The organism is Sphaerisporangium sp. NPDC005288 (genome assembly GCF_040607475.1).
Classification (GTDB): domain Bacteria; phylum Actinomycetota; class Actinomycetes; order Streptosporangiales; family Streptosporangiaceae; genus Sphaerisporangium; species Sphaerisporangium rhizosphaerae.
Genome location: NZ_JBEXGT010000041.1, coordinates 57,905 through 83,355, shown reverse-complemented (window position 1 = coordinate 83,355; position 25,451 = coordinate 57,905). Strand labels below are relative to the sequence as shown.

Here is a 25,451-nt window from a genome sequence, read left to right as displayed (position 1 = left end):
TAGTGTCAGAGAAACTAGTATCTCGTCAACTAGTGGCACTGGCGCTAATATCGAGACATGACCCGCTCACCGCTCGCTCTGACCGTCATGGCTCTGCTGCAGTACAAGCCGCTGCACCCGTACGGCATCCAGCGGCTGATCAAGCAGTGGGGCAAGGACAAGGTCGTCAACGTCGGCCAGCGGACGAGCCTCTACCGGACCATCGACCGCCTCACCGCGGCCGGCCTGATCGAGGTGCGAGAGACCGGGCGCGACCAGGCGTATCCCGAGAGGACGGTCTACGGGATCACCGACGCGGGACGCGCCGTGGCCCGCGAATGGCTGCTCGACATGCTGGCCACCCCCAAAGCGGAGTTCCCCGAGTTCCCCGCGGCGCTGTCCCACCTGCTGATGCTCGCCCCCCAGGAGATACGCGACGCGCTCGATCGGCGCGTGCGAACGCTCGACGAGACGCTGGCCGCGCTGGACACCGACCTCGGCGCCGAAACCGGATACGGCATCCCTCGCATCGCCATGCTCGAAGCCGAGTACATGCGCGTCGTCATCGCGGCCGAACTGCAGTGGCTCCGCTCAGTGTCCGACGACCTGCGCAGCGGCGCCCTGGCGTGGTCCCCCGAGGAGATGCTGGCATTCGCCGAGACCCCCGAGTGAGGCTCCACGGCGAACGACCGAACCATCGGGCGCCGCGATGAGCCAGAGCGAGGAGCAGCGCCTGCACGCAGAACCGGGGGCTCCGGCCCAGTGATCGCGCGCCGGCCGGGTCGTCTCCCGCGGTGGCGAGCGCGGGATTCCGGGCGGCGCGCACGGGGACCGGGAGCGTCCCCGCCTCCCCGCCCCCTTACGAGCGGGCTCCCTCCGAACGAGGGCGCCCGCCTCGCTCCGTGGTCTACGCCGTCGCCTGGACGGTCGAGCTGTCCGCGACCTGCTCCCGCGTGACAGGGCGGCGCCGGGTCGGCAGTCCGAGGGTCGGGTTGGCGACGCCCCAGGCCGCGCCCTTGCAGACCAGTTCCTTGTACAGGGCCGCGAGCCGTCCGGTCAGCACCGCGCTCACGGCGCGGTCGTCGGCGGTGACGTACTGGATCAGCCCCTCCTTGCGGCCCAGGGAGATGCACTGGTTGAAGTAGCGGATCGGCGCGTTCGAGAGCTTGCCGCCGGTCAGGCGCGCCGCGATCGCGTCGGCGGCCTGCCACGCGGCCGGGGTTCCCGAGGCGCACGACATCCGCAGCGGCTTGTTCCCAGCCCCCATCGCCATGGCCGCGTCTCCGATCGCGTACACATCCGGGTGCGAGACCGAGCGCATCGTCCCGTCGACCACGATCTGGCCGGTGCCCGCGACCTCAAGGGCGGTCGCCTCGGCGATCGGGTGGACCGCGAAGCCGGCGGTCCACACGGTGACCGCGGCCGGGATGACCGTGCCGCCCGCGGTGACGATCCGGTCTGCCTCGACGCCGGTGACGACGGCGTGCTCATGCACGGTGATCCCGAGCTTGGCGAAGACCTTCCGCAGGTGCGCACGGCCCTTCGGGGAGAGCCAGTCACCGAGGCCGCCTCGGGCGGCGAGGGCGACGTCGAGGTCCGGGCGGGACTCGGCGATCTCGGTCGCGGCCTCCACGCCGGTGAGGCCGCCGCCGACGACGACCACGGTCCGCCCGGCGTCGAGGCGGGCCAGGCGCTCGCGCAGCCGCAGTGCTCCGGGGCGGCTGGCGATCTCATAGGCGTGCTCGGCGGTCCCGGGGACGCCCTGGGCGTTCCAGCCGCTGCCGAGGGCGTACACGAGCGTGTCGTAGGGGAGTTCCGCGGCGCCGTTCGCGCCGTTCGCGCCGTTCCCGTCGGCGACGGCGACGGTCCTGCGGCCGACGTCGACGCCGGTGACCTTCGCGAGCCTCAGTTCGACGCCGGTGCCCGCGAGCATCTCACTGAACGGCCGGGGCTTGAGGTCCTGGCCGGTCGCCAGTTGGTGCATGCGGACGCGTTCGACGAAGTCGGGCTCGGCGTTGACGAGGGTGATGGTGACATCCTCGCGGCGGAGCCGCTTGGCGAGGCGGCCGGCGGCGATCGCTCCGGTGTATCCGGCTCCGAGGACGATGATGCGGTGCTGCATCTCCATGCTCCTGTCTTGCGCGGTTTTGCCCCTTGAACCGGATGGCTCGCCGTTTCCTGACAGGAACGCGATGTGAAGCACGTCACATCGGACTCAGAAGGCGGTGAACAGCGGCTCCCCGTGGTCCCCGGCTGCCCACCGCTCGGTGGCGCGTTCGAGCTTGTCGGGGTTGACCTGGTTGCGGACCGCGACGATGCCGTCCGCGGTCACCTCCAGGCACATGACGCCGACGACCCGGCCGTCCACGACGGCCACGACCGCGGGGTCGCCGTTGACGATCGAGGCATGAACTCCCGGCGAGCCGCCGGCGATAGCCCGCTTGGCCTCGCCCGGGCTGAACAGGCCCCGCAGGAACTTCGCGACCGCGACGGCGCCCTCGAACGCCTTGACGCGAGCCGGGATCCTCCCGCCGCCGTCGCCGATCGCGATGGCGTCCGCGGTGAGCAGGCGCACGAGCGGCTCGGTCCGGCCGCTGCAGGCGGCCGCCAGGAACTCCTCGACGATCCGCCGGGCGGCGGCCTCGTCGACCTCGCCGCGGACCTTGCCGTCCGCGACGTGCTTCTTGGCACGATGGAAGATCTGCTGGCTGGCGGCCTCGGTGAGGTCGAGGATCGCGGCGATCTCGCGGTGCGAGTAGTCGAACGCCTCACGCAGCACGTACACCGCCCGCTCATTGGGAGACAGGCGCTCCATAAGGGTGAGGACCGCGTACGAGACCGATTCGCGCTGCTCGGCGGTGTCGGCCGGGCCGAGCATCGGGTCTCCGGCGAGCAGCGGCTCGGGAAGCCACTGGCCCACGTAGGTCTCGCGGCGCGCCCGCGCGGAGGTGAGCTGGTTGAGGCACAAGTTGGTGAGCACCTTCGTCAGCCAGGCCTCGGGAACCTCGACGCGGTGGACATCGGCGGCCTGCCAGCGCAGGAACGTCTCCTGTACGGCGTCCTCGGCCTCCCCGGCGGAACCGAGAAGACGGTATGCGATGGCCTCCAGCCGCGGCCTGGCGGCCTCGAACCGGTCGACATCCTCCACGGTCAAGGGCATGGCCCGAGCCTAACCCCGCGACACCCGCCGTCCGCCGCCCGGATCGCGCCGATCACATGAGCCGACAGGACCCGGCGAACGACCGGACACCCGGCTCCGGTCCTGTCCGGCCCTCGACACGCGAAATACTCGCACGGACAGTGATTGATCAAGGACTTTCTGTTATGACATGGTGCTCGAGTCCTGACCGACTCTCATGGGGGCCAATCATGCTCGCTCGCCGTCTGCTCGCCGTCGTCGTCATCTCCACCAGCGTGGGAGGGGTGACCACTCTGCCCGCCACCGCCTCCACTCGCCGGCCCGCCGGTCACACCGCCCAGGCCTGGCCTCCCATGTGCGTCGACGTCAGCAACAACCGGGGCAACGGCACCCTGATGTACCAGTGGCAGTGCGACGGCAACAACACCAACCAGAGGTTCGTCATCGACAACGGCCTCATCAAGGTGGAGGACACCATCGGCACGGGCCAGGTGATGTGTCTTGACTCCTCCAACGGCCGCACCAACGGCACCCGGGTCTACCAGTGGCAGTGCCTGGGTAACCCCAACCAGCTCTGGGTCGTCCAGAGAGGCGCGATCATCCTGAAATCCACCCTGTCCTCCGGCAACCCTCTATGCCTGGACGCCACCAACAACCGCGGCAACGGCACCCAGGTGTACCTGTGGCAGTGCGGTAGCGCCAACACCAACCAGAAGTTCGTCATCAACAACGGCCAAATCGCGATCAAGGACACCTTGCTCTGACCCCCGGTCTCCCCGGAACCTTTGCCCGTACCGCCCGTGACCGGCTCACCAAGCAAACGGGCACGCAGTGGGCGGGCCGATGAATCGGGTAGGACGCCTGTTTCCAGCACCGGGCCGCGACATCCGGCCGGCCCGGTCATCTATCGCGCAGTAGCTTCTCTCGCCTGGCCAGCAGCCGCGCACGCTCAGCGGACAGGGCGCTGTGGCGGGCCTGCACACGCGCGTTCATGTTCCGGACCCATCCGGCCGTCTTCATGACCTCAGCGCGGGTGTTCTCAATCCGATTGTGCTTGATCACATCGGTGATGATGTTGTCGAAGAAGACGTCAGCGAACCACCGCGTGTCCACCTTGGGCATGCGAGCGTGTGCGGAGATGCCGACGTCCGCCAGTTCACGGGAGAAGACGTCCAGCGCCCGCTGGGCTCGCCAGGCCACCTGGTCGGCGGTGCGCAGCCGGTTGTGCTCGAAGGCATCGGCGATCAGACCGCCGCCGAGAACATCCCAGGTGGACGCGCGCCTGGCCGAGTTCAGATGGTGCAGCACCTCACCGATGGCGTCATGAGCGGTCTGCCCGGCGTAGTGGGCCTGCTCGTGCTCACGCTCTTGCGCCGTCACGCGGTCCAGGGCGGCGCCGAGGTCGGCCAACTCTCTGGCGCGGGCATCACCACTGCCGATGAGCTGTCGTTCCTTCTCGGCCAGCAACTCGGCGTATTCATGTCGAGCCGTCGCGAGCCCGGCCAGCTCCGCCTCGGCCACATGCGCATCCGTCTCAAGCTGAGCCAGTCGGGCCCGATGGCCATCGACGCGCTGCCTGGCGACGGCCACCTCGGCGCGCTCGCGAGCCAGATGCTCCTCGCGGACGCCCAGCAGGCGAGCCAGGACGGCGGACACCCCGCTTTCCAAGCGGGTGACGTCGTTCTCCTCCTGGGACAACTTCAGCTCCAGGCCTGCCAGGGTGTGCTGCGCTTCCCGGATCTGCTCTTCGGTGGCTTTCCGCAGCCGCCGCAGGTGGTCAGCGCGGTGCTTTCGGGTGGCCGCGACACGCAGCCGCGCGTCGAGTTCTGGTGAGCTCGTCACACTTCAGGCGACGAACGAGACACTCCAGACGTTCCACCCAACCCTCACGACGTAACCCGTCGAGAATCAAACAACGTTGGCAACCACCGACACCTGTGCCACCGCGTAGCACCAGATGGCACGCGGCGATAGAGTTGACGAGTGAGCGCTCCTGAGCCCGACCACAGCCACCAGATCTCCCAACGTGATCTACGGAGCCGGTCAGCGGAGATCATGGATGGACTGGAACGCGGAGAGCGGTACGCCGTCACACGTAACGGCCACCACATCGGCGATCTGGTCCCCATTCGCCGGCGACGCCGGGCCGTCTCGCGGGCCGAGTTCGCCGCCGTGTCCCGCGGCATGCCTCGCCTGGACGACCGAAAGTACCGCGAGGACATGGACTGCCATGTCAATGATGACCTCTACGACCCTTACGATCGCGCCTACAGCAGAGGCGAGTTCGCAGAGGACGGGGAATGACCCCCACTCAGGGGTTGCTCGACACCAACATCCTCATCCTGCGCGCCGGAATCGACCCCGACGAACTACCGGACGAGATGATGATCAGCGCCATCACCACCGCAGAACTGTCGGTCGGTGTGCTGGTGGCCACCGGAGCGCAGGAACTCGCCCAGCGAATGAAGATCCTGCAGACCACCGAGGCCGAGTTCGACCCCCTGCCCTTCGACGACGCCGCCGCCCGCGAGTACGGCCAACTGTGGACTGCCGTCATAGCCACCGGCCGCAAACCCCGTCCCCGGACAGCGGACCTGATGATCGCATGCGTGGCGCTCGCGAACCGGCTCCCCTTGTACACCTGCAACCCGAAGGATTTCAAAGGCCTTGACCACCTGCTCACGGTTGTCCCGGTCACACGGCCATACTGAGCAACATATGAACCATGAAGGACGCCCAGTCCGGAGTTCGAACAACGGCAGCTCAGCCGGGTCCTCGACGGGTGACGAGCCGGCGCTGGCGCGCTCGTTGAGAAACCGCGCATGCAGGATCCGCCCACGGGCCAGCGAGACGTCGGCCTCCACGGCGTCCAAGCCCCGTTCGGCACTGGTCAGCACGCTGGCGTCGCCGCTGAAAACCGCCCGTTCATAGAGCGTCTTGGCTCGTTCGACCCGGTCTTCGGCGTTCATCGCCGCCCCCGCCCTGGCAACGCCATCACGTGTCAGATCAGCAGCAGAGTACTCCGGCTCAGGACCGTCATGGACGGTTGGCGACGAGTGAGTCCGGCCGGTCCGGGCCGCACAGAACACGCCCTGCCCGTCGCCGGCATAGGGGCGGCGACGGGCACGCGTCGTGGGCTGGCCTGGCGGTCAGGGGCGCTGCTGGTCAGCGTCGCGCTTCGTCGGCTGTGGCGCAGAACCCTCCACGAAGCGAGGACGGCAAGCGAACCAGCCGGCGATCACCCCTGGGATGGCGGTCACGGCGAGCACCAGGAGCGGGATCGACCATGATCCGGTCGCTTCGCGCAGAACGCCCAACCCGATCGGGCCGAAGCACGCCAGCCCGTAGCCGATGCCTTGAACGAAGCCCGACACGGCAGAAGCCGTCTGCGGGCTCTTGGTGCGACGGTTGATGAGGGTCATGCAGAGCGGGAAGGTGCTCACCCCGATTCCCAGCGCGCACATCCACATCAGCGTGCCGTCGAGCGGGGACAGGAGCAGGCCCAGATATCCCGCTACCAGGAAGATCGCGCACCCGACGACCACGATGAACGGATTCATCATGCGCGTGGCCAGGTGCGGAACCACCAAGGCCGCGAGCATGCCCCATGCCGAGTAGAGCGCGACCATGGAGCCACCCAGTGCCGCGTCGCCTCCTGCGTCGGTGAGCACTGCCGGGACCCAGGTGATGATCCCGTAGTTGGACAGCGACAGCATCGCGAAGAGGATCACCAGGCCCCAGACGGTCGATGACCGGCTGATCCTCGGGCCCGCATCGGTCGCCGTCACGGCCGCGGGCGCGTGGTGATCGGCGGGCAGCCTGACTGCCAGGACGAGCCAGACCACACCGGCCACAGCAGCCGGTCCCGCCCAGATACCCACCGAGAGCCGCCACGTCGCCGCTTCCGCTACCGGGACCGCGAGGAGCGGGGCGATGAACTGACCCGTCTGCAGGAGGATCAGGTAAAGCGAGGTCCCCAGGGCCAGTCGATCGGCGAACCAGACCTTCACCAACGGGACGATGACGACGTTCGCGGCTCCGATTCCGGCCAGAGCCAGCACGGTCGAAAGCACCAGCAACGAGGGCGTTGGAGACAAGGCGCGCATCAGGAGCGACAGAGCCGTCAGGCCCAGCGCCACAGTGGCCGTGCGCTCGAGTCCGAACTTCCTCGTCACCGCCGGGGCGAGAAACCCGAAGATGCCGAAGGACGCCGCCGGCACAGTGCCGAGCAGGCCGGACAGCGTCACCCCGAAGCCGAGATCGGATCCGATGATCTCCAGGAGCGGGGTGAACCCGGTCACGGCCGTTCGCAGGTTGACCGCTGTCAATGCGATGGCGAGCCAGGCCCACAAGATCAGGCGCCCACGGTGCAAGGGAACGAGCGATGAGGAGAGCGATGTCACGTTATACTCCGGTGCAAGGTCAGCAGATGATGGGATTATGGGATGAGTTCCGAAGATTCTGGCACGCGACAGCCCATGCGTCGAGTGGGACTCATCGACCAGGCTGCCGAGCGCTTCCGCGAGGAGGTGGTCTCTGGACGCTGGCCGGTCGGTGGGCGGATACCTACCGAGGCCGCACTGGTGTCGGAGTTCGGGATCGGCCGGAACACGGTGCGCGAGGCGCTGCAGTCGCTGGTGCACGCAGGTCTACTGCGCCGTGAGCAGGGCCGCGGCACCTTCGTCATCTCCAACTCTGAGCTGACAGGCACTCTTGAACGTCAGCTCGCCGGTGGCACCCGTCGCCACTACCTGGAACTACGCCTTGCCCTTGACAGCGCTGCAGCGTCACTGGCCGCGTTGAACCGCTCAGATGCCGACGTCGAACTGCTGCGCGAGCTGCGTGACCGTCGAGAAGCGAGCTGGTCGACCGATGATCTCGACCTGCGAGCGAGCGCGGACCTCGCCCTGCACCACGCGATCGTGGCGGCGACGCACAACCCTCTCTACGTCAAGCTGTACTCCAGCATGCTCGACATCTTCGCTGCCCACATGCGCGACGAGAAGGGCGAGGACGACGACGCGGCACACCGCTACCACCACGAGCTGGTCGAGGCGATCGCGGACGGGGACGCCGACCGTGCTGCCACGAAGGTGGTTTCCATCTTCAAACCCTTCATGCGCTGAACCACGCAACCGCCTCCCCGCTCGAGCGAGGCGTCTCGAACCCCTGACTTCCTGCTTGCGAACGAGCGCCAGTCACGACGTAGACGGCTCTCCGCCCTGCTCAAGCGGCCGACGCCCACAGGAGACGTGCGATCACGTGAGGCGGCGTTTCGGGTGTGGGCCGGCGTCAACCTGGACGGCAGCTTCAACCCGCTGGTCAAGTCGCTGAAGCGGCCCTTCATGCTGATCGGGACACAGGCGCTGCACACGCCCAGCGGAAAGGACCGCTCGTGGCCGGACTCCTGGCCCGGCCTGAAGGGCTGGAAGAAGTGGATCACGGTGGCGAGGACGGACCACTCGGCATTCGTCGACTACGCCGTGCTCAGACCCCAGCTCGGCCTGCCCGCTAATGGCACGTTAGTGGCACGAACGCCGCTTTCCCTGGTGCGGGGACGGGCGTTTTGGCTGGTGGAGCCTAGGAGATTCGAACTCCTGACATCCTGCTTGCAAAGCAGGCGCTCTGCCAACTGAGCTAAGGCCCCTTGTCGGTGGACAGCTTACCGGGAGGAGGTGGCTACTGGTGCGTTGGCGGGGTCGCCGTCGAGGACGAGGGCGGGGAAGTCGGCGATGGAGTCGATGACCGTGGTGGCGCCGCCGCGGAGGAGGCGTTCGCGGCTGTGGACGCCGGACAGGACCCCGGCCACGACGGAGGCGCCCGCTCGGCTGCCGCAGAGCATGTCGCTCTCGGAGTCGCCCACGACGGCGACCTGACGGACGTCGTCGACGCGCAGGCGCAGCAGGGCCGTGAGGACCATGTCGGGCCAGGGGCGGCCGCGGCCGGCGTCCTCGGGACAGAGGGCGAGGTCGATCTTGTCCATCCAGCCGACGACTCCGAGGACGCGGCCGAGGGTGCGGCGGCTGAAACCGGTGATGACGCAGATCTTCACGTCGGCGGCGCGGAGCTTCTCCAGGGCCTCGACGGTGCCGGGGACGGGGAACAGGCCGGCGCGGTCGATGGCGTCCTCGTAGGAGCGCTCGAAGGTGAGGTTGGCCGCCTGGGCCTGGGCCTCGTTGGTGGGGAAGATGCCGCGGAAGACCTCGATCTTGGGGCATCCCCGGGACCGATGCACGTGCACCATGGCGCGCGCATATGCCCCGGTCCCGGGGACTATGCCCTGCGTCGCGATCGCCTCAGCGAACGCCCGCTCCACCATGGCGATGTCACCGATCGTGGTGCCGGCCAGATCGAGGCAGGCGAGCTTGATGGGTGAGGCGTCGGTCATGCCGTCACCTCCGCCTTGATCCAGAGCCATCACGCACCCGCTCGGCTGCCCGGGTGGTCAGTTCTCGCTGCCGGTGGCCTCAGTCCACAGGTCGAGCTCGGCGCGATCGGCCTGAACCTTGCGCCAGACCAGCAGCCCCCCAAGGGCGACGAGCGCGAGAACGAGCAGCTTCTTCACGGTGTGACCCCACTTCTCAACGGTCCCATCAGCCAGGGATGGGACGACGCCGGGTTCCTAACAGATGCTTGCAGCCTAGCAAGGGATCGGCTTCCTCCCTTGTTCGGCGGAGAAGCGGTTGTCCACAATCTTCTGATACGGAACCCGCTTCGCGGCATCCGTTACGAGTATCGGCCCTTCAGGTAAGAGCCGACCAACGGCTTGATCAGGGGCTACTCCGTACAAGGTCAGGATGCTCCGGTGCGCGCCCGGTGTCCAGGCCCGTTTTCGACCGGGTCAGGCCAGGTCGTAGTCGAGGGTGTAGGTGTGGGCGCCGTCGTCGTTGGCGATCTGGCCTCCGCCGCGGATGCCGAGGAGTTCGCCGGTGCCGGAGTCGGGGACGACGGTCCAGCTCAGCGACTGTTCGCCGGCGGATCCTGTGGCGCTGTGGTGCAGGACGAAGGTGCCCTTGCGGCCGTGGAGGGTGCCGGTGAAGCGTTCGAGGCCCACGTAGGCGGCCGAGCCCTCGACCTGGGTCATGGCGGTGAGGATGTCGGTGGTGCTGCCGCCCTCCAGGTCGCCGCGGAAGGTCTTGGTGATGTGGACGCGCGACAGCGTCGCGCCCTCGCGCTCGTCGTAGGTCTCGGGCTCCCAGCCCTCGATGTCGAACGCGCCGTTCGCTCGTGGCACAGCGGCCTCCCTGCTCGTGAAGGTGATGCGGTGGTGATGGGGTAACTCTGCCGCGCATGGCTGTCAGCTCCTGGCAGGTTTCCGTCCGCCCATCGAATCGCCCGAATATGCATATCTCCGGACATCGACCGGCACATCACCCCGCCGATAGCATGCGAACCGCGGCGCGCGCACGTCACCGGGGCGCCATCGAGCGGTCGGTGACCTCATTCACCCTGGGAGAGGTATATGGCCCTGTTCGACCTGCCGTTGTCGGAACTGCGCGAGTACCGTCCGGAGCGCGACGAGCCCGCGGACTTCGACGCGTTCTGGAAGAAGACCCTCGACGAGGCCGCCGGCCACGACCTCGCGCCCGACTTCGCCGACTTCGACGCCCCGCTCACCGGGGTGCGGGTGCAGGACACCACCTTCGCCGGTTGGGGCGGCGACCCGATCAAGGCGTGGATGCTGGTGCCGGAGGGCGCCGGCCGGGTGCCGTGCGTCGTCCAGTACATCGGCTACTCCGGCGGGCGGGGGCTGCCCGTCGACCACACGGTGTGGCCGGCCGCCGGTTTCGCGGTGCTGGTGGTGGACACGCGCGGCCAGGGCGGCGCCAACATCTACCACTCCGGTTCGACCGGCGACCCGCACGGCGGCGACCACCCCCAGGCGCCCGGCATGATGACCAGGGGTGTGCTCGACCCCGAGCAGTACTACTACCGCCGCGTCTTCACCGACGCCGTGCGCGCGGTGGACGTGGCCGCCTCCCACCCCGCCGTGGACCCCGAGCGCATCGCGGTGGCCGGCATCAGCCAGGGCGGCGGCATCGCGCAGGCCACCGCGGCGTTGCAGCCGAAGGTCAAGGCCGCGCTGATCGACGTGCCGTTCCTGACGCACTTCCGCAGGGCGGTGGAGATCACCGACAGCTTCCCCTACCAGGAGCTCGTGCAGTTCATGTCGTCCCTGCGCGACAGCGAGGAGCGGGTGTTCCGCACGCTGTCGTACTTCGACGGGCTTAACTTCGCCGCCCGCGGCCGGGTGCCGGCCCTGTACTCGGTGGCGCTGATGGACCTCATCTGCCCGCCGTCCACGGTCTTCGGCGCCTACAACCACTGGGCGGGGCGCAAGGACATCTCGGTGTACCCGTGGAACGGCCACGAGGGCGGGGGCAGCCGGCAGCGCGACGAGCAGCTGCGCTACCTGCGGGAGCTCTTCTCCATCGGCTGACGCAGGACGCTCTCCGCGAGGCGGGCCGGGTCGCCGCCCGGCTCAGCTCGCCGGCGGAGACGCCGCGTACGCGCGGGCGATCTCGCGCGCCGTGGCCAGCAGCGGCTCGACGAGCCGGGGCAGCTCCCGGGCCCTGCGGGAGGAGACGACGACGCCGAGGGCGGCGATGGGCACACCGTCGCCGCCACCACCCTCACCACCACCGCGGTCCCGGTGGATCGGGGCCGCGACCGAGCAGGAGCCGGGCGTCATCTCCTCGTAGGTGAAGGCGTACCCCTGGGCGCGCACGGAGGCCAGCTCGCGCGCGAGCCGTCCCGGCTCGGTGACGGTGTGCGGGGTGGGCCTTTCGAGCGTGCGGGCGAGATAGGACGTGACGAACCACTCGGACTCGTAGGCGAGGAGCACCTTGCCGACGCCGGTGGGGTGCATGGGCAGGCGCCCGCCCGTGCGGGAGACGATCGGCACGGCGCGGCGCCCGTACACCTTGTGGACGTAGAGCACCTCCATTCCGTCACGCACCGCCAGATGGACGTTCTCGCCGGTCTCGGCGTACAGGTCCTGGATCCAGGGGTGGGCCACCTCCAGCAGGCGGCGCGGCGCGAGCTGGCCGAGCTCCCAGAGCCGGTGCCCGATGTGGTAGCGCCCGCGGTCGTCGCGGCCGAGCATCCGGGCGGCCTCCAGCTCGCGGGCGAGCCGGTGGACGGTGGTCAGGGCCACGCCGCTGCGCCGCGCGATGTCGGTGAGGGTGAGCGCGCTGTGGTCGGCGTCGAAGGCGCCGAGGACGGCCAGCACGCGGGAGGTCACCGATCGGCCGGGTTCGCGGGATCCTCCGGCCATCCACCCTCCCCTGGTCGTCCACAGGCTGTGGATATTGTGCCACCTTTCCGCTGAGTGGAAGCGCCCGCTCGTGTCCCCGCCCCACGGCGCAGGATGCTTCGTCGTATGCGCACTCAGGTCGCCATCATCGGAGCGGGCCCCGCGGGCCTCCTGCTTTCCCATCTCCTCCACCTCAGGGGCATCTCCTCGGTGGTGCTGGAGCGTCACAGCCGCGACCACGTGGAACGCCGGGTGCGGGCCGGCGTCCTGGAGCAGGGCACGGTCGACACCCTCGTGGCCGCCGGCGTGGGCGACCGGCTCCGCCGCGAGGGCCTGCCGCACCAGGGCATCGAGCTGAGGTACGGCGGCGCGGGGCACCGCGTCGCGTTCGAGAAGCTCGTCCCGGGGCGGTCGATCACCGTCTACGGTCAGCAGGAGGTCGTCAAGGACCTGATCGCGGCCCGGCTCGCCGACGGCGGGGACGTCCGGTTCGAGGTCGACGACGTGATCCCGCATGATCTCGACACCGACCGGCCGTATCTCACCTTCGGCGGTGAGCGGCTCGACTGCGACTTCGTCGCCGGGTGCGACGGCTTCCACGGGGTTTCGCGCCCGTCGGTCCCGGCGGGCGCGCTGACGGAGTACGAGCGGGAGTACCCCTTCGCCTGGCTCGGCATCCTGGCCCGGGTACGGCCGTCGGCGGAGGAGCTGATCTACGCGCGCACGGACCGGGGCTTCGCCCTGCACAGCATGCGCTCCCCGGAGGTCAGCCGCTTCTACCTGCAGGTGGCCTCGGACGAGGACGTCGCGGCCTGGCCCGACGAGCGCGTGTGGGCGGAGCTGAAGGCCCGCCTGGAGACGGTCCCCGGCTTCGTCCTGGCCACCGGGGAGATCCTGGAGAAGAGCGTGACGCCCATGCGGAGCTTCGTGGCCGAGCCCATGCAGTACGGGCGGCTGTTCCTGGCCGGGGACGCCGCGCACATCGTCCCGCCGACCGGCGCCAAGGGCCTCAACCTGGCGGTGGCGGACGTGCGCGTGCTGACCGAGGCGCTGGCCCTGTGGTACGCGACCGGCTCGCGCGACGCGCTGGACGGCTACTCGCGGACGTGCCTGAGCAGGGTGTGGCGGGCCCAGCACTTCTCCTGGTGGATGACGACGCTGCTGCACACCTTCGACTCCGAGGACCCCTACGGCCGGCGGCTCCAGCTGTCCTACCTGGACTACGTGACCTCGTCGGAGGCGGCGGCGGCGACGCTGGCGGAGAACTACGTGGGGCTGCCCTTCGAGCAGTCCCCGACCCCCGGAGGGCTCCCTCCCGACCACTTTGCATAACCTGAAATATCAGGGAACGGGGGGTCGAAATGTCTGATCCGACCGAAGCGAGCGTGTACTTCATCGGCAACGCCACGACGCTGATCCGCTGCCAGGGCTTCACACTGCTGACCGATCCGAACTTCCTGCACCGGGGGCAGCGCGCGTACCTCGGCTGGGGCATCAGCACGCGCCGCCGCACCGATCCGGCGATGGAGATCGGGCGGCTGCCGGCCATCGACGCCGTCGTGCTGTCCCACATGCACGGCGACCACTGGGACCGGGTCGCCCGGCAGGGCCTGGACCGGCGTCTGCCGATCTTCACCACCCCGCACGCCGCAGAGCGGCTCAGGCGTCAGGGGTTCGGCAACGCGATCGGCCTTTCGACCTGGCAGGACCGGGTGATGCTGCGGGACGGCCGCCGCCTGAAGATCACCGCGCTGCCGGCGCGTCACGCGCCCGGACCGGCCGAGCGTCTGCTGCCGCCGGTCATGGGCGGCATGCTGGAGTTCGGCGGGGAGGACGGCAAGGTCGACCTGCGCCTGCACATCAGCGGGGACACGCTGCTGGACGATCGCCTGAACGCGATCCCCCGGCGTTTCCCCGACATCGACGTCGCCATCGTGCACCTGGGCGGCACCAAGCTGCTCGGCACTCTGCTGGTCACCATGGACGGCATGCAGGGCGCCCAGTGGGTCGAGCTGATCGGCGCCGACCACACCGTGCCCGTCCACTACGACGACTACGAGGCCTTCAGCTCGGGGCTGGACGACTTCCGCCGGCACGTCAACCGCCTCGGGCTCGCGGACCGGGTGCACTATGTCGCCCGCGGCGAGACCTACCACGTCCTCGGCCGCAGGACCGGACGAGCCGGGCGGGCCGGGCGCGAGAGCCACTGACGCGATGGGCGAGGTCCTCGTCGGCACGGCGTCGTGGACGGACAAGACGCTGCTGGCGTCGGGGTGGTACCCGCCGGGGGTCACGACGGCCGAGGAGCGGCTGCGGTTCTACGCGGGCCACTTCCCGCTCGTCGAGGTCGACTCGACCTACTACGCGCCGCCCTCGCAGGAGACGGCGCGGTTGTGGGCCGAGCGGACCCGGCCGGGGTTCGTCTTCGACGTCAAGGCGTTCTCGCTGCTCACCGGCCATCCCACCCGTCCGGCGGCGCTGCCGCGGCGGCTGCGGCCGGGCGGCGACGCGGGACCGGCGGCCGACGGGGACGGCGCGGGGAAGAAGAACCTGTACGCGGCCGACCTTCCGCCGGGCGTCGTGGACCAGGTGTGGGAGGCGTTCGTGTCCGCGCTGCTGCCGCTCCAGGAGGCGGGCAGACTCGGGGCGGTGCTGTTCCAGTTCCCCCGCTGGTTCCCCATCGGCGAGCGCAACAAGCGGTACATCCTGGAATGCAAGCGCCGCTGCGAGCCGCTGCCCATCTCGGTGGAGTTCCGCAACCGGACGTGGATGTCCGCCGAGAACCGCGCCGAGACGCTGGACTTCCTGCGTTCGTACGCCATCCCGTACGTGTGCGTGGACATGCCGCAGGGGCACCCGTGCTCGGTGCCGCCGGTGGTCGCGGCGACCTCCGGCCTCGCGGTGGTGCGGTTCCACGGCCACAGCGCGAAGTGGACCAGCCATGACATCCACGAGAAGTTCGGCTACCTGTACTCGCCGGAGGAACTGCGGGAGTGGTCGCCGCGGCTGCGCGAACTGGCGGGCGAGGCCGACACCACGCACGTCCTGATGAACAACTGCTACCGCGACTACGCCCAGACCAACGCCGGGCAACTGGCCGCTCTGCTGCGGGACGCGGCGGACGTCCCGGTGCGTCCCGCGCCCGCGCCGTCCGAGTGAACCTTTCCCAGGACCGGCTCCGGCGGCCGGCCGTTGGACGGCCGCCGGAGCCGGGCCTCGGGCTCAGGCCCTGCGGACGCCGAGGAGGGCGTCGTAGGCGGGCTTGTGCGCCAGGTTCTCGTCCGTGATGCAGGCGGCGCCCTCACCGGTGAAGACGCCGGGGACCCACGAGTGGCGGTCGGTGAAGCCCCAGACGGTGAACTCGACGCAGCGCCGGTTGGCGGCGCAGGTGGACAGCATGCGCCGGTAGTAGTCGGCCTGGGTGGCGAGCTTCTCCGGCGTGACCGGCAGGACCATGCGCACGTCCGCCTCGGTGATCGCGGCCTCCAGGCCGAGGTCGGTGAACTGGCGCATGACGGCGGGGAAGTCGCCGGGGTAGTCGTACTGGATGCCCAGGTGCCCCTGGAAGCCGATGCCGTCGATCTGCACGCGCTTGGACTTGAGGTCCTTGACGATGTTCAGCGTCTGGGCGATCTTGGCGGTGTTCCACTCGAGGTTGTAGTCGTTGATGTAGAGCTTGGCGTGCGGGTCGGCCTGGTGCGCCCAGCGGAAGGCGTCGGCGATGTAGCCGGGGCCGAGGGTGGTCAGCCAGATGCTCTGGCGCAGGTTGCCCTCGTCGTCCACCACCTCGTTCACCACGTCCCAGGCGCGGATCCTGCCGCGGTAGCGGCCGACCTCGGTGAAGATGTGGTCGCGGAGGATCCTGCGCAGCTCCTTGGCGTCGATGCTGCCGTCGGCGACGCCCTCGGTGAGCCAGGCGGGAATCTGGTTGTGCCAGATGAGGTTGTGCCCGCGCACGTGCTGGCCGTTGCGCTGGGCGTTCCTGACCAGCGCGTCGGCGCCCTCCCAGGTGTAGACGCCGCGCTGGGGCTCCACCGACTCCCATTTCATCGCGTTCTCCGCGGTGACGTGGGTGAACTCGCGGTTGAGCAGTTGGCGGTAGTCGGCCTCGTCGGCCAGGGCGGTGACATCGACGGCCGAGCCGATGTACACCTTCAGCTTGTGCGCCAGCTCGCGCAGGTCGTCCGGCGCCCTGCCGCCGCCCGTGCCGGCGCTCGCCGGCGAGGGTACGGCCAGCGCGAGCGCGATGGCGATCAGTCCCAGCATGAGACGTTTCATGGATCCTCGCTCGTGATGTTCGATGACGACTTCGTAGCCCCCGACGGCAGGTCATGGTCCCGGCGTTCCGAAAGTTTCGGACCATTCCCGAGATGTTTCGTGCGGTGCCCTGCAACGTAGATGTAACGCAGGCGATCGTCAACGGGCGGGGGGCGGACGGAGACCGGTGGAGCGATCCGAGGGGCGCGGGCGTGAAACTTTCGCGGCCCTCTTCCGGGATGGGGCCCGAAATGCCGGAAGCCTTTCGGACCCGCCCTCGCGGGCGGTCGCCGCGCGGCGCAGGTCGCCGCCACCGGCGTCCGCGCCCGCCCGCGAGGGACCGCGGCGGACGCCACACGAGGCGGCCGGCGAACGCGCGCGCCCGTCCGGCGCTGCCTGCACGAACATGATTCAGCCTCAGATCTTGTGGATGATCGGCCGGGCGTATCACCCTTCAGTGGCCTCAATGGTGAAATGCGCACGAGCCGGCGAATGACATGGTGCGGCGCCTTGTTTTCGGTCATGGCGCGCCGTCCCAAAATACGGCGGCGTCCGCATCGGCGCTCGAGGGAGAAGTGCCCGGAGCCTCTCCTACCGGATTTGTCTACCTGCGGAAACACCGCTTGCAGAGCATGCTGACTCGTGCTCTTATTGAGTCACGAACTCCCCACATAGCAGGTCAAAGCCGTCCTTTATCCATCTACGCCTCATCTTGTCGATAAACAGCCGACATCCTGACTGATGGAGGTGCGTCCGTGAACAGCATGGTGATTTCACGTGAAGCGTCGGTGGATGACGCTTTCCGCCAACGCACGGCCGCGGACGGACATTGTTAGGGCCTGTCGGTGGTTCGGCAGATGATCTTTCCGGCCGCGTGCCCATGCCCCCGGTCACCGTGGACCTGCGCTCCTCGCGCGGCACCGTGACATGGTCGCCGCCGGAGCCGTACGACCCCCTGACCGCGACTCCGTGCGTCGTCCTGGCCGACCGGGCCGGGTGCGGCGAGTTCCCCCTCCTGCAGACCCTGTTGTGCCGTCTCAGCGTGCCGAGCGTGCGGATCGACGCCGAGGGCGTGTCGGCGTTGGACCTGTCGTTCCGGCTCGGCGGCGGCACCCTCACCCTGGACGACGGCTCCCTCACCCTGGACGGCCGCCGCGTCGCCCCGACCGTCGTCTGGGCGCGGCACTTCTCACCGCGGGCGATGCCCCGCACGGGCGGCCCGGCCGCGGCCATGGTGCGCGCCGACTCGTGGACGGCCCTGGTGCGGCAGCTCGCCTCGCTGGCGCCGTCGAGCCTTCCCGGAGGGCATCCCGGCCACCTCGAACAGCTCGCCGGCGCCGCGCGGGCCGGCATCCGCGTTCCCGAGACGGTCGTCACCACCGACCCCGCGGCGGTCCCCGCGCGCTCGGCGGCCCGCCGGTACGTGGTCAAGGTGGTGCACGAGCACTTTCTCGAGACGGCGCCGGGGCTGCTGCTCGGGGTGTTCCCGCAGGTCCTGGAGCGCGAGGAGCTGGCGCGCCTGCCGGCGCCGGACTTCCCCGTGATGGTGCAGGAGCACGTCGAGCACGACGCGGAGCTGCGGGTCTACTACCTGGACGGCGCCGTCCACGCCTACGCGGTCGACAAGCCTTCGCCCGACTCGCCGTGGCGCGAGGAAGCGCGGGTGCCGGTCACACCGGCGGCCGTCCCCCCGGCGGCGGCCGCGGCCGTCCGCCGGCTCGCCCGGCTGTGGGGGCTGGCCTACGGCGCCTTCGATCTGCTCCTGGCCGGGACGGAGGTGGTGTTCCTGGAGGTCAACGTGGACGGCGACTGGCGCTGGTTCGAGTCCAGAGCCGGCGGGACCACCGTCTCGAACGCCGTCGCCCTCATGATCAGAAAGCGCCATCTGGACGCGCTGCGGAGCGCCGGCGCTCCCCCTCCGATCGAGATCGTCGACTTCCTGCTCCTGGGCACGCCGATGGCCGGTGGGGCGCGGTGACCGTCACAGCGACGGCGCGAAATCAAGGACAGCTATGGGTAACGCGGCTTTTCGCCTTCACTGCTCGATACTCGGCCCGCTCGAGGTCCGGGTGGACGACTACACGGCGGTCATCGGCGCGCCCAAGCAGCGGCTGCTGCTGGCGATCCTGCTCTGCCACGCCAACGCCGTCATCCCGTCCGACCAGCTCATCGACGCGCTGTGGGGGGAGCGCCCGCCCCGGACCGCCCGCAAGAACCTGCAGGTCTACGTCTCGGGACTGCGAAAGATCTTCGGTGACCGGCTCAGCTTCGAAGGCTGGGGCTACCGGCTGTTCGCCGGGCGCGAAGAGCTGGACCTGCTGCGGTTCGTGGAGCTGGCCAGATCGGGCCGCGCCGCCGTCCGCGCCGGGGACCTCGCGGTCGCGGCCGAGCTGCTGGGGGAGGCCGTGCGCATGTGGCACGATCCCCCGCTGGCCGAGTTCTCCCACGTGCCCCTGGTCGCCGGGGAGCTGGCACGCTCCACCGACCTGTTCCTGTCGGTGTACGAGGACTGGGTGGAGCTGGAGATCGAACTGAGCCACCACGTCGAGGCCCTGGCCTCCCTGGACCTCCTCGCATCGCGCTTCCCCGCGCGCGAGCGCATCGCCGCGGCGCGGATGACCGCTCTGTACCGCTGCGGGCGCGCCTCGGAGGCCCTGTCGCACTTCGAGGGCCTGCGCCGCCATCTGGCCGCCGAGATCGGCCTGGACCCGAGCCCCGTGCTCAGGAACCTCTACCAGGAGATCCTGCGCGGCGAGGGACGGCGAACGGCGGACGGGGCGGGCCACGCCGGCGCCGGTCGCCCGCGCCCCATCCAGACCCTGGCCAACCAGCTACCGCGCGACATCGCCGACTTCGTCGGCCGGGAGCGGGAGGTGCGGCGCATCGTCGACGAGGCGGCCGCCGTCACCCTCATCACCGGCGGGCCGGGCATCGGCAAGACCGCCCTGGCCGTGCACGTCGCGCACATGCTGGCCCCCGGCTTCCCGGACGGCGCGCTCGTCGTCGCGCTGCGCCGCCACTGCGGCGACACCCGCGGCACCGTGGACCTCCAGCGGGAGCTCCTGGAGGGCGTCGGGCTGAACGTCGCGGGCATCCGCGACGACGACGTGCTGGCCTCGGTCTGGCGGTCCTGGCTCGCCAACCGCAAGATCCTGCTGGTCCTGGACGACTCCCCCGACGAGTCCAGCGTCCGCATGCTGCTCCCCGGCACCACGGCCAGCAAGGTGCTGGTGACCAGCCGCAGCAGGCTCAGCGGGCTGGAGTCGGTGACCCGGGTCGGCCTGGAGGAGCTGTCGGCGGCCGAGGGCCTGGAGTTCATGGGCAGGCTGATCGGCCACGACCGGGTGGTCGGCGACCTGCCCGCCGTCACGGCGATCTTCGAGCAGTACGGGGTGTCCCCCCTGGCGCTGCGCCTGCTCGGGGGCAGGCTGTCCGGGCTGCGGCACGTGCCCCTGGCTCATCTCGCGGAACGGCTGTACCGCTCGGAGAACATCCTGGACGAGTTCGTCGCGGGGGAGACCTCGCTGCGCGACCGGTTCGAGGAATGCTACAACCGGCCCTCCTGGGCGCACCGGCCGGCGTTCCTGGCCCTCGGCGCACTGCCGGGGCCGCCGTTCGGCCACGACGAACTGGTCGCCGCGCTGGAGGGCATCGTGACCTCGGCGGAGCGGGCCATCGAGTCGCTGCTGGAGGCCAACATCCTGTCGGTGCCCCAGAAGGCGGCCGACGAGGCCGAGGTGGTGGCCCACTCGATGGCCTACACCATGTCACCGCTCGCCCACCGTTTCGCGACCGAACTGCGCCGCCACCATGGACGCTGAGCCGCCTACGGAGCCCGCCTCGTCCGGGTGGTGACCCACACGGCCAGTTTCGGCCCAGTTCGGGAACAGTATGGCGGTGGCATGGCGGCGCCATACTGCCGCCAAACCCTGCCTCACTAGCGTGTGGATCAGCAGTGGCCGGCAGGCCGCGGCGGGCGCGACCAGGAGGTGGCCGATGGACAGCCGCGAGATTCGGACCGGGCCGACGACGTTCGACGCGTTGGGGACCCTGCGCGAGGCCGGTCATCCGATCGACCTGCTCAGCGAGCGGCAGCGGCAGGTGTTCGCGGAGTTGAGCCGGCCGGAGGTCGAGCTGCTGAACTCCATCAAGACCCGCCTTGACGCCGTGACGGGCGAGGTCGAGGGTCACGAAGTCAAGCTCGTATGACGGCCCGGGCGCCCCGCCCCGCGCGCCGCAACGTCGTCGTCCTGTTCATCGACCTGGTCGGTTCCACCGAGCTCGCGGAACGGCTCGACCCCGAGCTGCTCCGGCACATCCTGGACCGGTACTACCAGGCGTGCACCTCGGGCATCGGCGAACACGGCGGCGTGGTCGAGAAGTTCATCGGCGACGCCATCATGGCCGTGTTCGGCATCCCCATCAGCAGCGAGGACGACGCCCTGCGCGCCGTCCGCGCCGCGCACACCGCCCTCGCGCGGGTGCGTGAACTGAGCGACGGGCTCGCGCCCACGCACGGGATCCGGCTGGAGGTGCACTGCGGCGTCTCCGCGGGCGAGGCGGTGGTCATCGACACGCCCGGCTCGGACCTGCGTGTCATCGGCGACACCGTCAACACCGCGGCCCGGCTGCAGTCGGCCGCGGGCGCCGGGGAGATCCTCGTCGGCGACGAGGTCGGGCGCATGGTCCGCGCGCAGGCGCGGCTGGTCTCGATGCCGCCGCTCACGTTGAAGGGCAAGAGCAACCCCGTGCGGGCGTGGCGGGTGGAGTCGCTGGAACCGCAGACCGGGGGACGCGACGAGGGCGCCGTCCCGCTCGTCGGCCGCGACGACGAGATGGACCAGCTGCGCCAGGCGTACCGGCGCTCCTCCCGGGGCCGGCGGTGCTGCGTGGTCACGCTGCTCGGCACCCCTGGCATCGGCAAGTCTCGGCTCGTGCGCGACTTCGTCCACACGCTGCCGGAGGAGGTGACGGTGCTCGTCGGACGGTGCCGCTCGTACGGGGCGGGCATCACCTACCGCCCGGTGGCCGAGATGCTGGAAGCCCTCAACGGCTCCTGGACCGACATCGCCCCCCTGATGGAGCCGTCGAGCACGCCCGCGCTGCGCGGCCTGGTGACCGCCGACGCCTCCCGCTCCCCGCGCGGCGGCGAGGAGGCCGGCGTGGAGGAGATCTCGCGGGCGGTGCGCACCCTGTTCGAGGCGCTCGCGCGGCACCGGCCGCTCGTGGTGGTCTGGGAGGACCTCCACTGGGCCGAGCCGACGCTGCTCGATCTGATCGACGACGTGGCGACGTGGCTGCTGGACGTGGCGGTCCTGCTGGTCTGCGTGGCCAGGCCCGAGCTGCTGGACGCGCGCCCGACCTGGGGCGGGGGCATGGCGTGCTCGTCCTCGCTGGAGCTCGGCGCGCTCGACCAGGACCAGATGCGGCTGCTGGTCGCCGCGCTCTCGGCCGGGCGGGCGCCGGAGCCCGAGGTGGTCGCCCACGGCGTGGACGCCCTGTGCGTGCGGGTCGCCGACGGCTCCGACGGAAACCCGCTGTTCGCCGAGCTGATGCTGGAGACGCTGGTCGAGGACGGGGAGGACGCGCCTCTGCCGCCCACGATCCAGGCCCTGCTCGGCGCCCGCCTGGACCGGCTCGGCGAGGGGGAGCGCGAGGTGCTGGAGCGGGCCGCGGCGATCGGCCACGTCTTCACCGCCGACCAGCTCGGCCTGCTGTGCCGCGATGGCCTGGAGGAGCAGGACATGGGCGAGTCGCTGCGGCGCCTGCTGCGGCACCGCATGATCCGGCGGCGGGAGGCGCCCGGCTCCTTCCAGTTCACTCAGACCCTCACCCGGGACACCGTCTACGCCATGACCCGCAAGGAACTGCGGGCGAGCTGGCATCTGGCCCTGGCCGACCGGCTGACCGGGGCCGGCCGGCCGCACCCCGGCGGCCACTACGAGGAGTCCTCCCACAGTGATCTGACCCACCACCTGGAGGCCGCCTGCCACCTCACCCGCGACGTCCGCCCCGACGACCCGTCCCTGCCGGCGCTCACCGAACGGGCCGCCCGCGCCCTCATCGACGAGGGCACCCAGGCGCTGCACCGCAACGATCTGCCCGCCGCCGTCGGCCTGCTCGAACGCGGGCGTGACCTGCTGCCCGCGGGCGACCCCGAGCACCGTCCCCTCGCGGTGCGCATCTGCGACGCCGGGGTGGCCCGCGGCGACGGCGACCGGGCCTTCGCCGCGCTGGACACCGCCGAGCGGATGCTGCCCGACGACCGGCGGACCCGGCTCACCTGCGCGATCCAGCGCGAGACGCTCGCGGTGCGCTTCGGGACCCGCCCCGTGGACCACGGAGCGCTGCGCGAGATGCTGGCGGCCGACCCCGGCGACGACCTGGGCTGGTGCCGGTTCCACCAGCTCGAAGCGCTCGCCCGCACCGTCGAGGGGCGCTCCGGAGCCGCCGAGGACGCCCTGCGCGAGGGCCTGGTCCGCGCGCGGTCGCTCGGCGACCGGTACGAGGAGGACCGGCTGCTCAGCGGGCTGTGCGAGCTGGCGCAGTGGTCCCCCACGCCGCTGCGGGAGAGCCTCGCGCTGTGCGACGAGCTGTCGGCCAGGTTCGGCGGCGACCGTGCCCTGCTGGTCCCCGTGCTGCTCACCAGGGCGCGCCTGCTGGCCCTGTCCGGCGAGGTCACCGCCGCCCGGGCCGTGCTGGCCACCGCCGGGCGGCACGCCGGCGACCTGCACCTGGACGTGGCGGCGACCGCCGTGAACCAGGTCCGCGGGCTGGTCGAGTCGCTCGTCGGCCGGCACGCGGAGGCCGAGACCCTGTTCCGGCGGTGCGCGTCGGCCCTGCGCCGCGCCGGTCACACCTCGCCGGGCAGGACCCTGGAGGCGTACGCGGCGCGCGAGCTGCTGCGCCAAGGGCTGGTCTCCGAAGCAGGGGAGGCGCTGGACCGGCTGGAGGCCGAGGCCGGACGCCCGCAGGTCCGCGGCGAGCTGGTCGTGCTCGCCGCGCGCGCCCGGATCGCCTCCCTCGGCGGCGACCACGGCGCCGCGCTCGCCTTCGCCGCCCGGGCGCGGGAGGCGCTGGACCGCACCGACGACCCGTGCCTGCGCGGCGACGTGCTGACCGAGCTCGCCCGCGCCTACAGCGCGGCCGGGCACGCCGCCGAGGCGGGCGACGCCGCGGAGCGCGCCGTGCACAGCTACCTGGCCAAGGGCGCCGGCCTGCCCGCGGGGCGGGTCCGCGCCTGGATCGCTGAACAGGAGGGACCCCGGTGACCCAGCCGCCCTGGCGCCGCGAACGCCGCGCGCACTTCCCCGGCCTGCCCGCCTGGAGCGCCGCCACCTCCCGGCTGGCCCTGGACGACTTCGGGGTCATCCGCCACGAGGAGGTCACCCAGCAGTGGGCGTGGGGCGGCGGCCTGGGCGCCGGGGTGCGCGTCTGCGTGCTGGACACCGGCGTGGACGGCGCGCACCCGATGGTCGGCGCGCTCGAACGATCGCTCATGGTCGCCCACGACGGCGACGAGCTGACCATCGCCGACTGCGCGCCGGTCGACCCTGCCGGCCACGGCACGGCGTGCGCGGGGGTGATCCGGTCGATCGCCCCCGCGGTGAGCCTCACGTCGGTGCGGGTGCTGACCGACGGGCGCTCCGGCAGCGGCGCCGCCCTGCTGGCCGGGCTCCGCTGGGCCGTCGACGAGGGGTACGACCTCATCAACCTCAGCCTGTCGACCACCAGGAGCGAGTTCCTGCCGACGCTGCACGACCTGGCCGACCGCGCCTACTTCCGGCGGTGCCTGCTCGTCGCCGCCGCGCACAACATGCCGGTGCTGAGCTTCCCGTGGACCTTCTCCTCGGTCATCTCGGTGGCCAGCCACGACGAGCCGAACCCGATGACCTACTACTACAACCCCACCCCTCCGGCCGAGTTCTACGCGCGCGGCGTGCGCGTCCCGGTGGCCTGGCCGGGCGGCCGGATGATCCGCAGCAGCGGCAACAGCTTCGCCGCGCCGCACATCACCGGCATCTGCGCGCTCATCCTCGGCAAGCACCCGTGGATGACGCCCTTCCAGCTCAAGTCGGTGCTCTACCTGGCCTCTGCCAACGTCGTCGCACGCAACGGAGACGCCCATGTACCTCTATGACCACCCGTCCCCCGACGACGCCGAGATCACCGAGCGCAGGCTGCTGCAGTCCATCGTGGAGGTGGCTCGCGAGGTGTTCGACGCGGCGGCGTCGTCGGTGTTCCTCGTGGACCCCGACACCGGCGAGCTGGTCTTCGAGGCGGTGTCGGGCGAAGGGGAGGAGCATCTGCTGGGGACGCGGTTCCCGGCGGGCACGGGCATCGCGGGCTGGGTCGCGGCGAGCGGCCAGCCGATGATCGCCGACGACGTGGCCGAGACGCCGCAGTTCGCCAAGGACGCGGCCGAGTCGACCGGATACGTCCCCGGCAGCATCATGGCCGCGCCGCTCGTCCGGTACGAACGCTGCATCGGCGTCCTTGAGGTGCTCGACCGGGCGAGCGGCGGGTCACGGGGTGAGCTGGCCGAGGTGAACCTCCTCGGCCTGCTCGCGACCCAGGCGGCGTACGGGCTGGAGCTGCTGCTGCGGCTGCGGTCCGCGAGCGCCGCCGCCTCCCCCGGCGACGACGTGCACGTGCTGCTCCAGCGCATCTCGGCGCGGGTGCCCCGGGGAGCCGGGACGACCCACCCGACCGCCCTGAAGCTCCTGGCGGTGGCCGAGGAGCTGCTGTGACCTCCCGCCGCCCGGCCCCGTTCCCCCGCGACGCGGCGCCACCGGGACGGCCGGCGGGACCCGCCTCGTC

The 25,451-nt window shown here is 70.7% G+C and carries 25 protein-coding genes and 1 tRNA gene; 16 read left to right on the top strand and 10 right to left on the bottom strand.

What is annotated here, in order from left to right:
* Positions 1-57: 57 nt before the first annotated feature.
* Positions 58-651, top strand: coding sequence for a PadR family transcriptional regulator (locus ABZU32_RS31495; RefSeq protein ID WP_354852226.1), 594 nt, complete (start codon positions 58-60; stop codon positions 649-651).
* 235 nt (positions 652-886) lie between these two features.
* Here the strand turns inward: ABZU32_RS31495 and ABZU32_RS31490 are convergent, their stop codons facing one another.
* A complete protein-coding gene (locus ABZU32_RS31490; protein WP_354927738.1) occupies positions 887-2,101 on the bottom strand; it encodes an FAD-dependent oxidoreductase in 1,215 nt (404 codons plus the stop codon).
* Positions 2,102-2,194: 93 nt separating this feature from the next.
* Positions 2,195-3,139, bottom strand: a complete 945-nt coding sequence (gene sigJ, locus ABZU32_RS31485) for an RNA polymerase sigma factor SigJ (RefSeq protein ID WP_354927735.1) — start codon at positions 3,137-3,139, stop codon at positions 2,195-2,197.
* A 209-nt stretch (positions 3,140-3,348) separates the two neighbouring features.
* Here sigJ and ABZU32_RS31480 point away from each other — a divergent pair, with 209 nt between their 5' ends.
* A complete protein-coding gene (locus ABZU32_RS31480; protein ID WP_354927732.1) occupies positions 3,349-3,882 on the top strand; it encodes an RICIN domain-containing protein in 534 nt (177 codons plus the stop codon).
* A 136-nt stretch (positions 3,883-4,018) separates the two neighbouring features.
* On the opposite strand, the gene ABZU32_RS31475 is transcribed toward ABZU32_RS31480, so the two are convergent.
* A complete protein-coding gene (locus ABZU32_RS31475; protein ID WP_354927729.1) occupies positions 4,019-4,639 on the bottom strand; it encodes a hypothetical protein in 621 nt (206 codons plus the stop codon).
* Between ABZU32_RS31475 and ABZU32_RS31470 the strand changes: the two genes are divergently transcribed.
* The 3 genes from ABZU32_RS31470 (at position 4,640) to ABZU32_RS31460 (ending at position 5,829) form a co-directional block, all read left to right on the top strand.
* Positions 4,640-4,951, top strand: coding sequence for a hypothetical protein (locus ABZU32_RS31470; protein ID WP_354927726.1), 312 nt, complete (start codon positions 4,640-4,642; stop codon positions 4,949-4,951).
* Positions 4,952-5,101: 150 nt separating this feature from the next.
* A complete protein-coding gene (locus ABZU32_RS31465) occupies positions 5,102-5,422 on the top strand; it encodes a prevent-host-death protein (RefSeq protein ID WP_354927723.1) in 321 nt (106 codons plus the stop codon).
* Entirely contained in the window at positions 5,419-5,829 is a 411-nt protein-coding gene (locus tag ABZU32_RS31460) for a type II toxin-antitoxin system VapC family toxin (protein WP_354927720.1), read from the top strand. The genes ABZU32_RS31465 and ABZU32_RS31460 overlap by 4 nt, the downstream gene beginning before the upstream one ends.
* Positions 5,830-6,267: 438 nt before the next feature.
* On the opposite strand, the gene ABZU32_RS31455 is transcribed toward ABZU32_RS31460, so the two are convergent.
* Entirely contained in the window at positions 6,268-7,521 is a 1,254-nt protein-coding gene (locus ABZU32_RS31455) for an MFS transporter (RefSeq protein ID WP_354927717.1), read from the bottom strand.
* A gap of 84 nt (positions 7,522-7,605) precedes the next feature.
* On the opposite strand from ABZU32_RS31455, the gene ABZU32_RS31450 reads away from it, so the two are divergent.
* Positions 7,606-8,244, top strand: coding sequence for an FCD domain-containing protein (locus tag ABZU32_RS31450; RefSeq protein ID WP_354927714.1), 639 nt, complete (start codon positions 7,606-7,608; stop codon positions 8,242-8,244).
* Positions 8,245-8,689: 445 nt separating this feature from the next.
* Here ABZU32_RS31450 and ABZU32_RS31445 read toward each other — a convergent pair.
* From ABZU32_RS31445 to ABZU32_RS31430, 4 genes are all read right to left on the bottom strand, one after another.
* Positions 8,690-8,765 (bottom strand) — tRNA-Ala (locus tag ABZU32_RS31445).
* Positions 8,766-8,780: 15 nt separating this feature from the next.
* Positions 8,781-9,506, bottom strand: coding sequence for an HAD-IA family hydrolase (locus tag ABZU32_RS31440; RefSeq protein WP_354852195.1), 726 nt, complete (start codon positions 9,504-9,506; stop codon positions 8,781-8,783).
* A 57-nt stretch (positions 9,507-9,563) separates the two neighbouring features.
* Positions 9,564-9,683 (bottom strand): DLW-39 family protein, encoded by a 120-nt coding sequence (locus tag ABZU32_RS31435; protein ID WP_211264163.1) that lies wholly within the window; start codon positions 9,681-9,683, stop codon positions 9,564-9,566.
* A gap of 276 nt (positions 9,684-9,959) precedes the next feature.
* Positions 9,960-10,352, bottom strand: coding sequence for a DUF3224 domain-containing protein (locus tag ABZU32_RS31430; RefSeq protein ID WP_354852192.1), 393 nt, complete (start codon positions 10,350-10,352; stop codon positions 9,960-9,962).
* A 228-nt stretch (positions 10,353-10,580) separates the two neighbouring features.
* Between ABZU32_RS31430 and ABZU32_RS31425 the strand changes: the two genes are divergently transcribed.
* Complete coding sequence (locus ABZU32_RS31425) at positions 10,581-11,558, top strand: acetylxylan esterase (RefSeq protein ID WP_354927712.1); 978 nt, start codon at positions 10,581-10,583, stop codon at positions 11,556-11,558.
* Between the two features lie 42 nt (positions 11,559-11,600).
* Here the strand turns inward: ABZU32_RS31425 and ABZU32_RS31420 are convergent, their stop codons facing one another.
* Complete coding sequence (locus ABZU32_RS31420) at positions 11,601-12,395, bottom strand: IclR family transcriptional regulator (protein WP_354927710.1); 795 nt, start codon at positions 12,393-12,395, stop codon at positions 11,601-11,603.
* 105 nt (positions 12,396-12,500) lie between these two features.
* Between ABZU32_RS31420 and pobA the strand changes: the two genes are divergently transcribed.
* Genes pobA through ABZU32_RS31405 form a run of 3 tightly spaced genes read left to right on the top strand, consistent with a single transcriptional unit; the run spans position 12,501 to position 15,533 of the window.
* The gene (gene pobA / locus ABZU32_RS31415; protein WP_354927708.1) at positions 12,501-13,706 is read left to right on the top strand and encodes a 4-hydroxybenzoate 3-monooxygenase; all 1,206 of its coding nucleotides are present in this window, start codon (positions 12,501-12,503) and stop codon (positions 13,704-13,706) included.
* Positions 13,707-13,735: 29 nt separating this feature from the next.
* Positions 13,736-14,584, top strand: a complete 849-nt coding sequence (locus ABZU32_RS31410) for an MBL fold metallo-hydrolase (RefSeq protein ID WP_354852185.1) — start codon at positions 13,736-13,738, stop codon at positions 14,582-14,584.
* 4 nt (positions 14,585-14,588) lie between these two features.
* Positions 14,589-15,533: a DUF72 domain-containing protein gene (locus ABZU32_RS31405; protein ID WP_354927706.1), complete on the top strand. Its 945-nt coding sequence runs from the start codon at positions 14,589-14,591 to the stop codon at positions 15,531-15,533.
* A 63-nt stretch (positions 15,534-15,596) separates the two neighbouring features.
* Here the strand turns inward: ABZU32_RS31405 and ABZU32_RS31400 are convergent, their stop codons facing one another.
* Entirely contained in the window at positions 15,597-16,652 is a 1,056-nt protein-coding gene (locus tag ABZU32_RS31400) for an endo-1,4-beta-xylanase (RefSeq protein ID WP_354927704.1), read from the bottom strand.
* 853 nt (positions 16,653-17,505) lie between these two features.
* Between ABZU32_RS31400 and ABZU32_RS31395 the strand changes: the two genes are divergently transcribed.
* From ABZU32_RS31395 to ABZU32_RS31370, 6 genes are all read left to right on the top strand, one after another.
* Positions 17,506-18,609, top strand: a complete 1,104-nt coding sequence (locus ABZU32_RS31395) for a hypothetical protein (protein WP_354927702.1) — start codon at positions 17,506-17,508, stop codon at positions 18,607-18,609.
* A 34-nt stretch (positions 18,610-18,643) separates the two neighbouring features.
* Positions 18,644-20,452 (top strand): BTAD domain-containing putative transcriptional regulator, encoded by a 1,809-nt coding sequence (locus ABZU32_RS31390; protein ID WP_354927700.1) that lies wholly within the window; start codon positions 18,644-18,646, stop codon positions 20,450-20,452.
* Between the two features lie 175 nt (positions 20,453-20,627).
* Positions 20,628-20,840 (top strand): aroma-sacti cluster domain-containing protein, encoded by a 213-nt coding sequence (locus tag ABZU32_RS31385; protein WP_354927698.1) that lies wholly within the window; start codon positions 20,628-20,630, stop codon positions 20,838-20,840.
* The gene (locus ABZU32_RS31380; protein ID WP_354927696.1) at positions 20,837-23,902 is read left to right on the top strand and encodes an AAA family ATPase; all 3,066 of its coding nucleotides are present in this window, start codon (positions 20,837-20,839) and stop codon (positions 23,900-23,902) included. The genes ABZU32_RS31385 and ABZU32_RS31380 overlap by 4 nt, the downstream gene beginning before the upstream one ends.
* On the top strand, positions 23,899-24,771 hold the full coding sequence (locus tag ABZU32_RS31375) for a S8 family serine peptidase (protein WP_354852172.1): 873 nt from the start codon (positions 23,899-23,901) through the stop codon (positions 24,769-24,771). The genes ABZU32_RS31380 and ABZU32_RS31375 overlap by 4 nt, the downstream gene beginning before the upstream one ends.
* On the top strand, positions 24,758-25,381 hold the full coding sequence (locus ABZU32_RS31370; protein ID WP_354927694.1) for a GAF domain-containing protein: 624 nt from the start codon (positions 24,758-24,760) through the stop codon (positions 25,379-25,381). The genes ABZU32_RS31375 and ABZU32_RS31370 overlap by 14 nt, the downstream gene beginning before the upstream one ends.
* Positions 25,382-25,451: the final 70 nt, after the last annotated feature.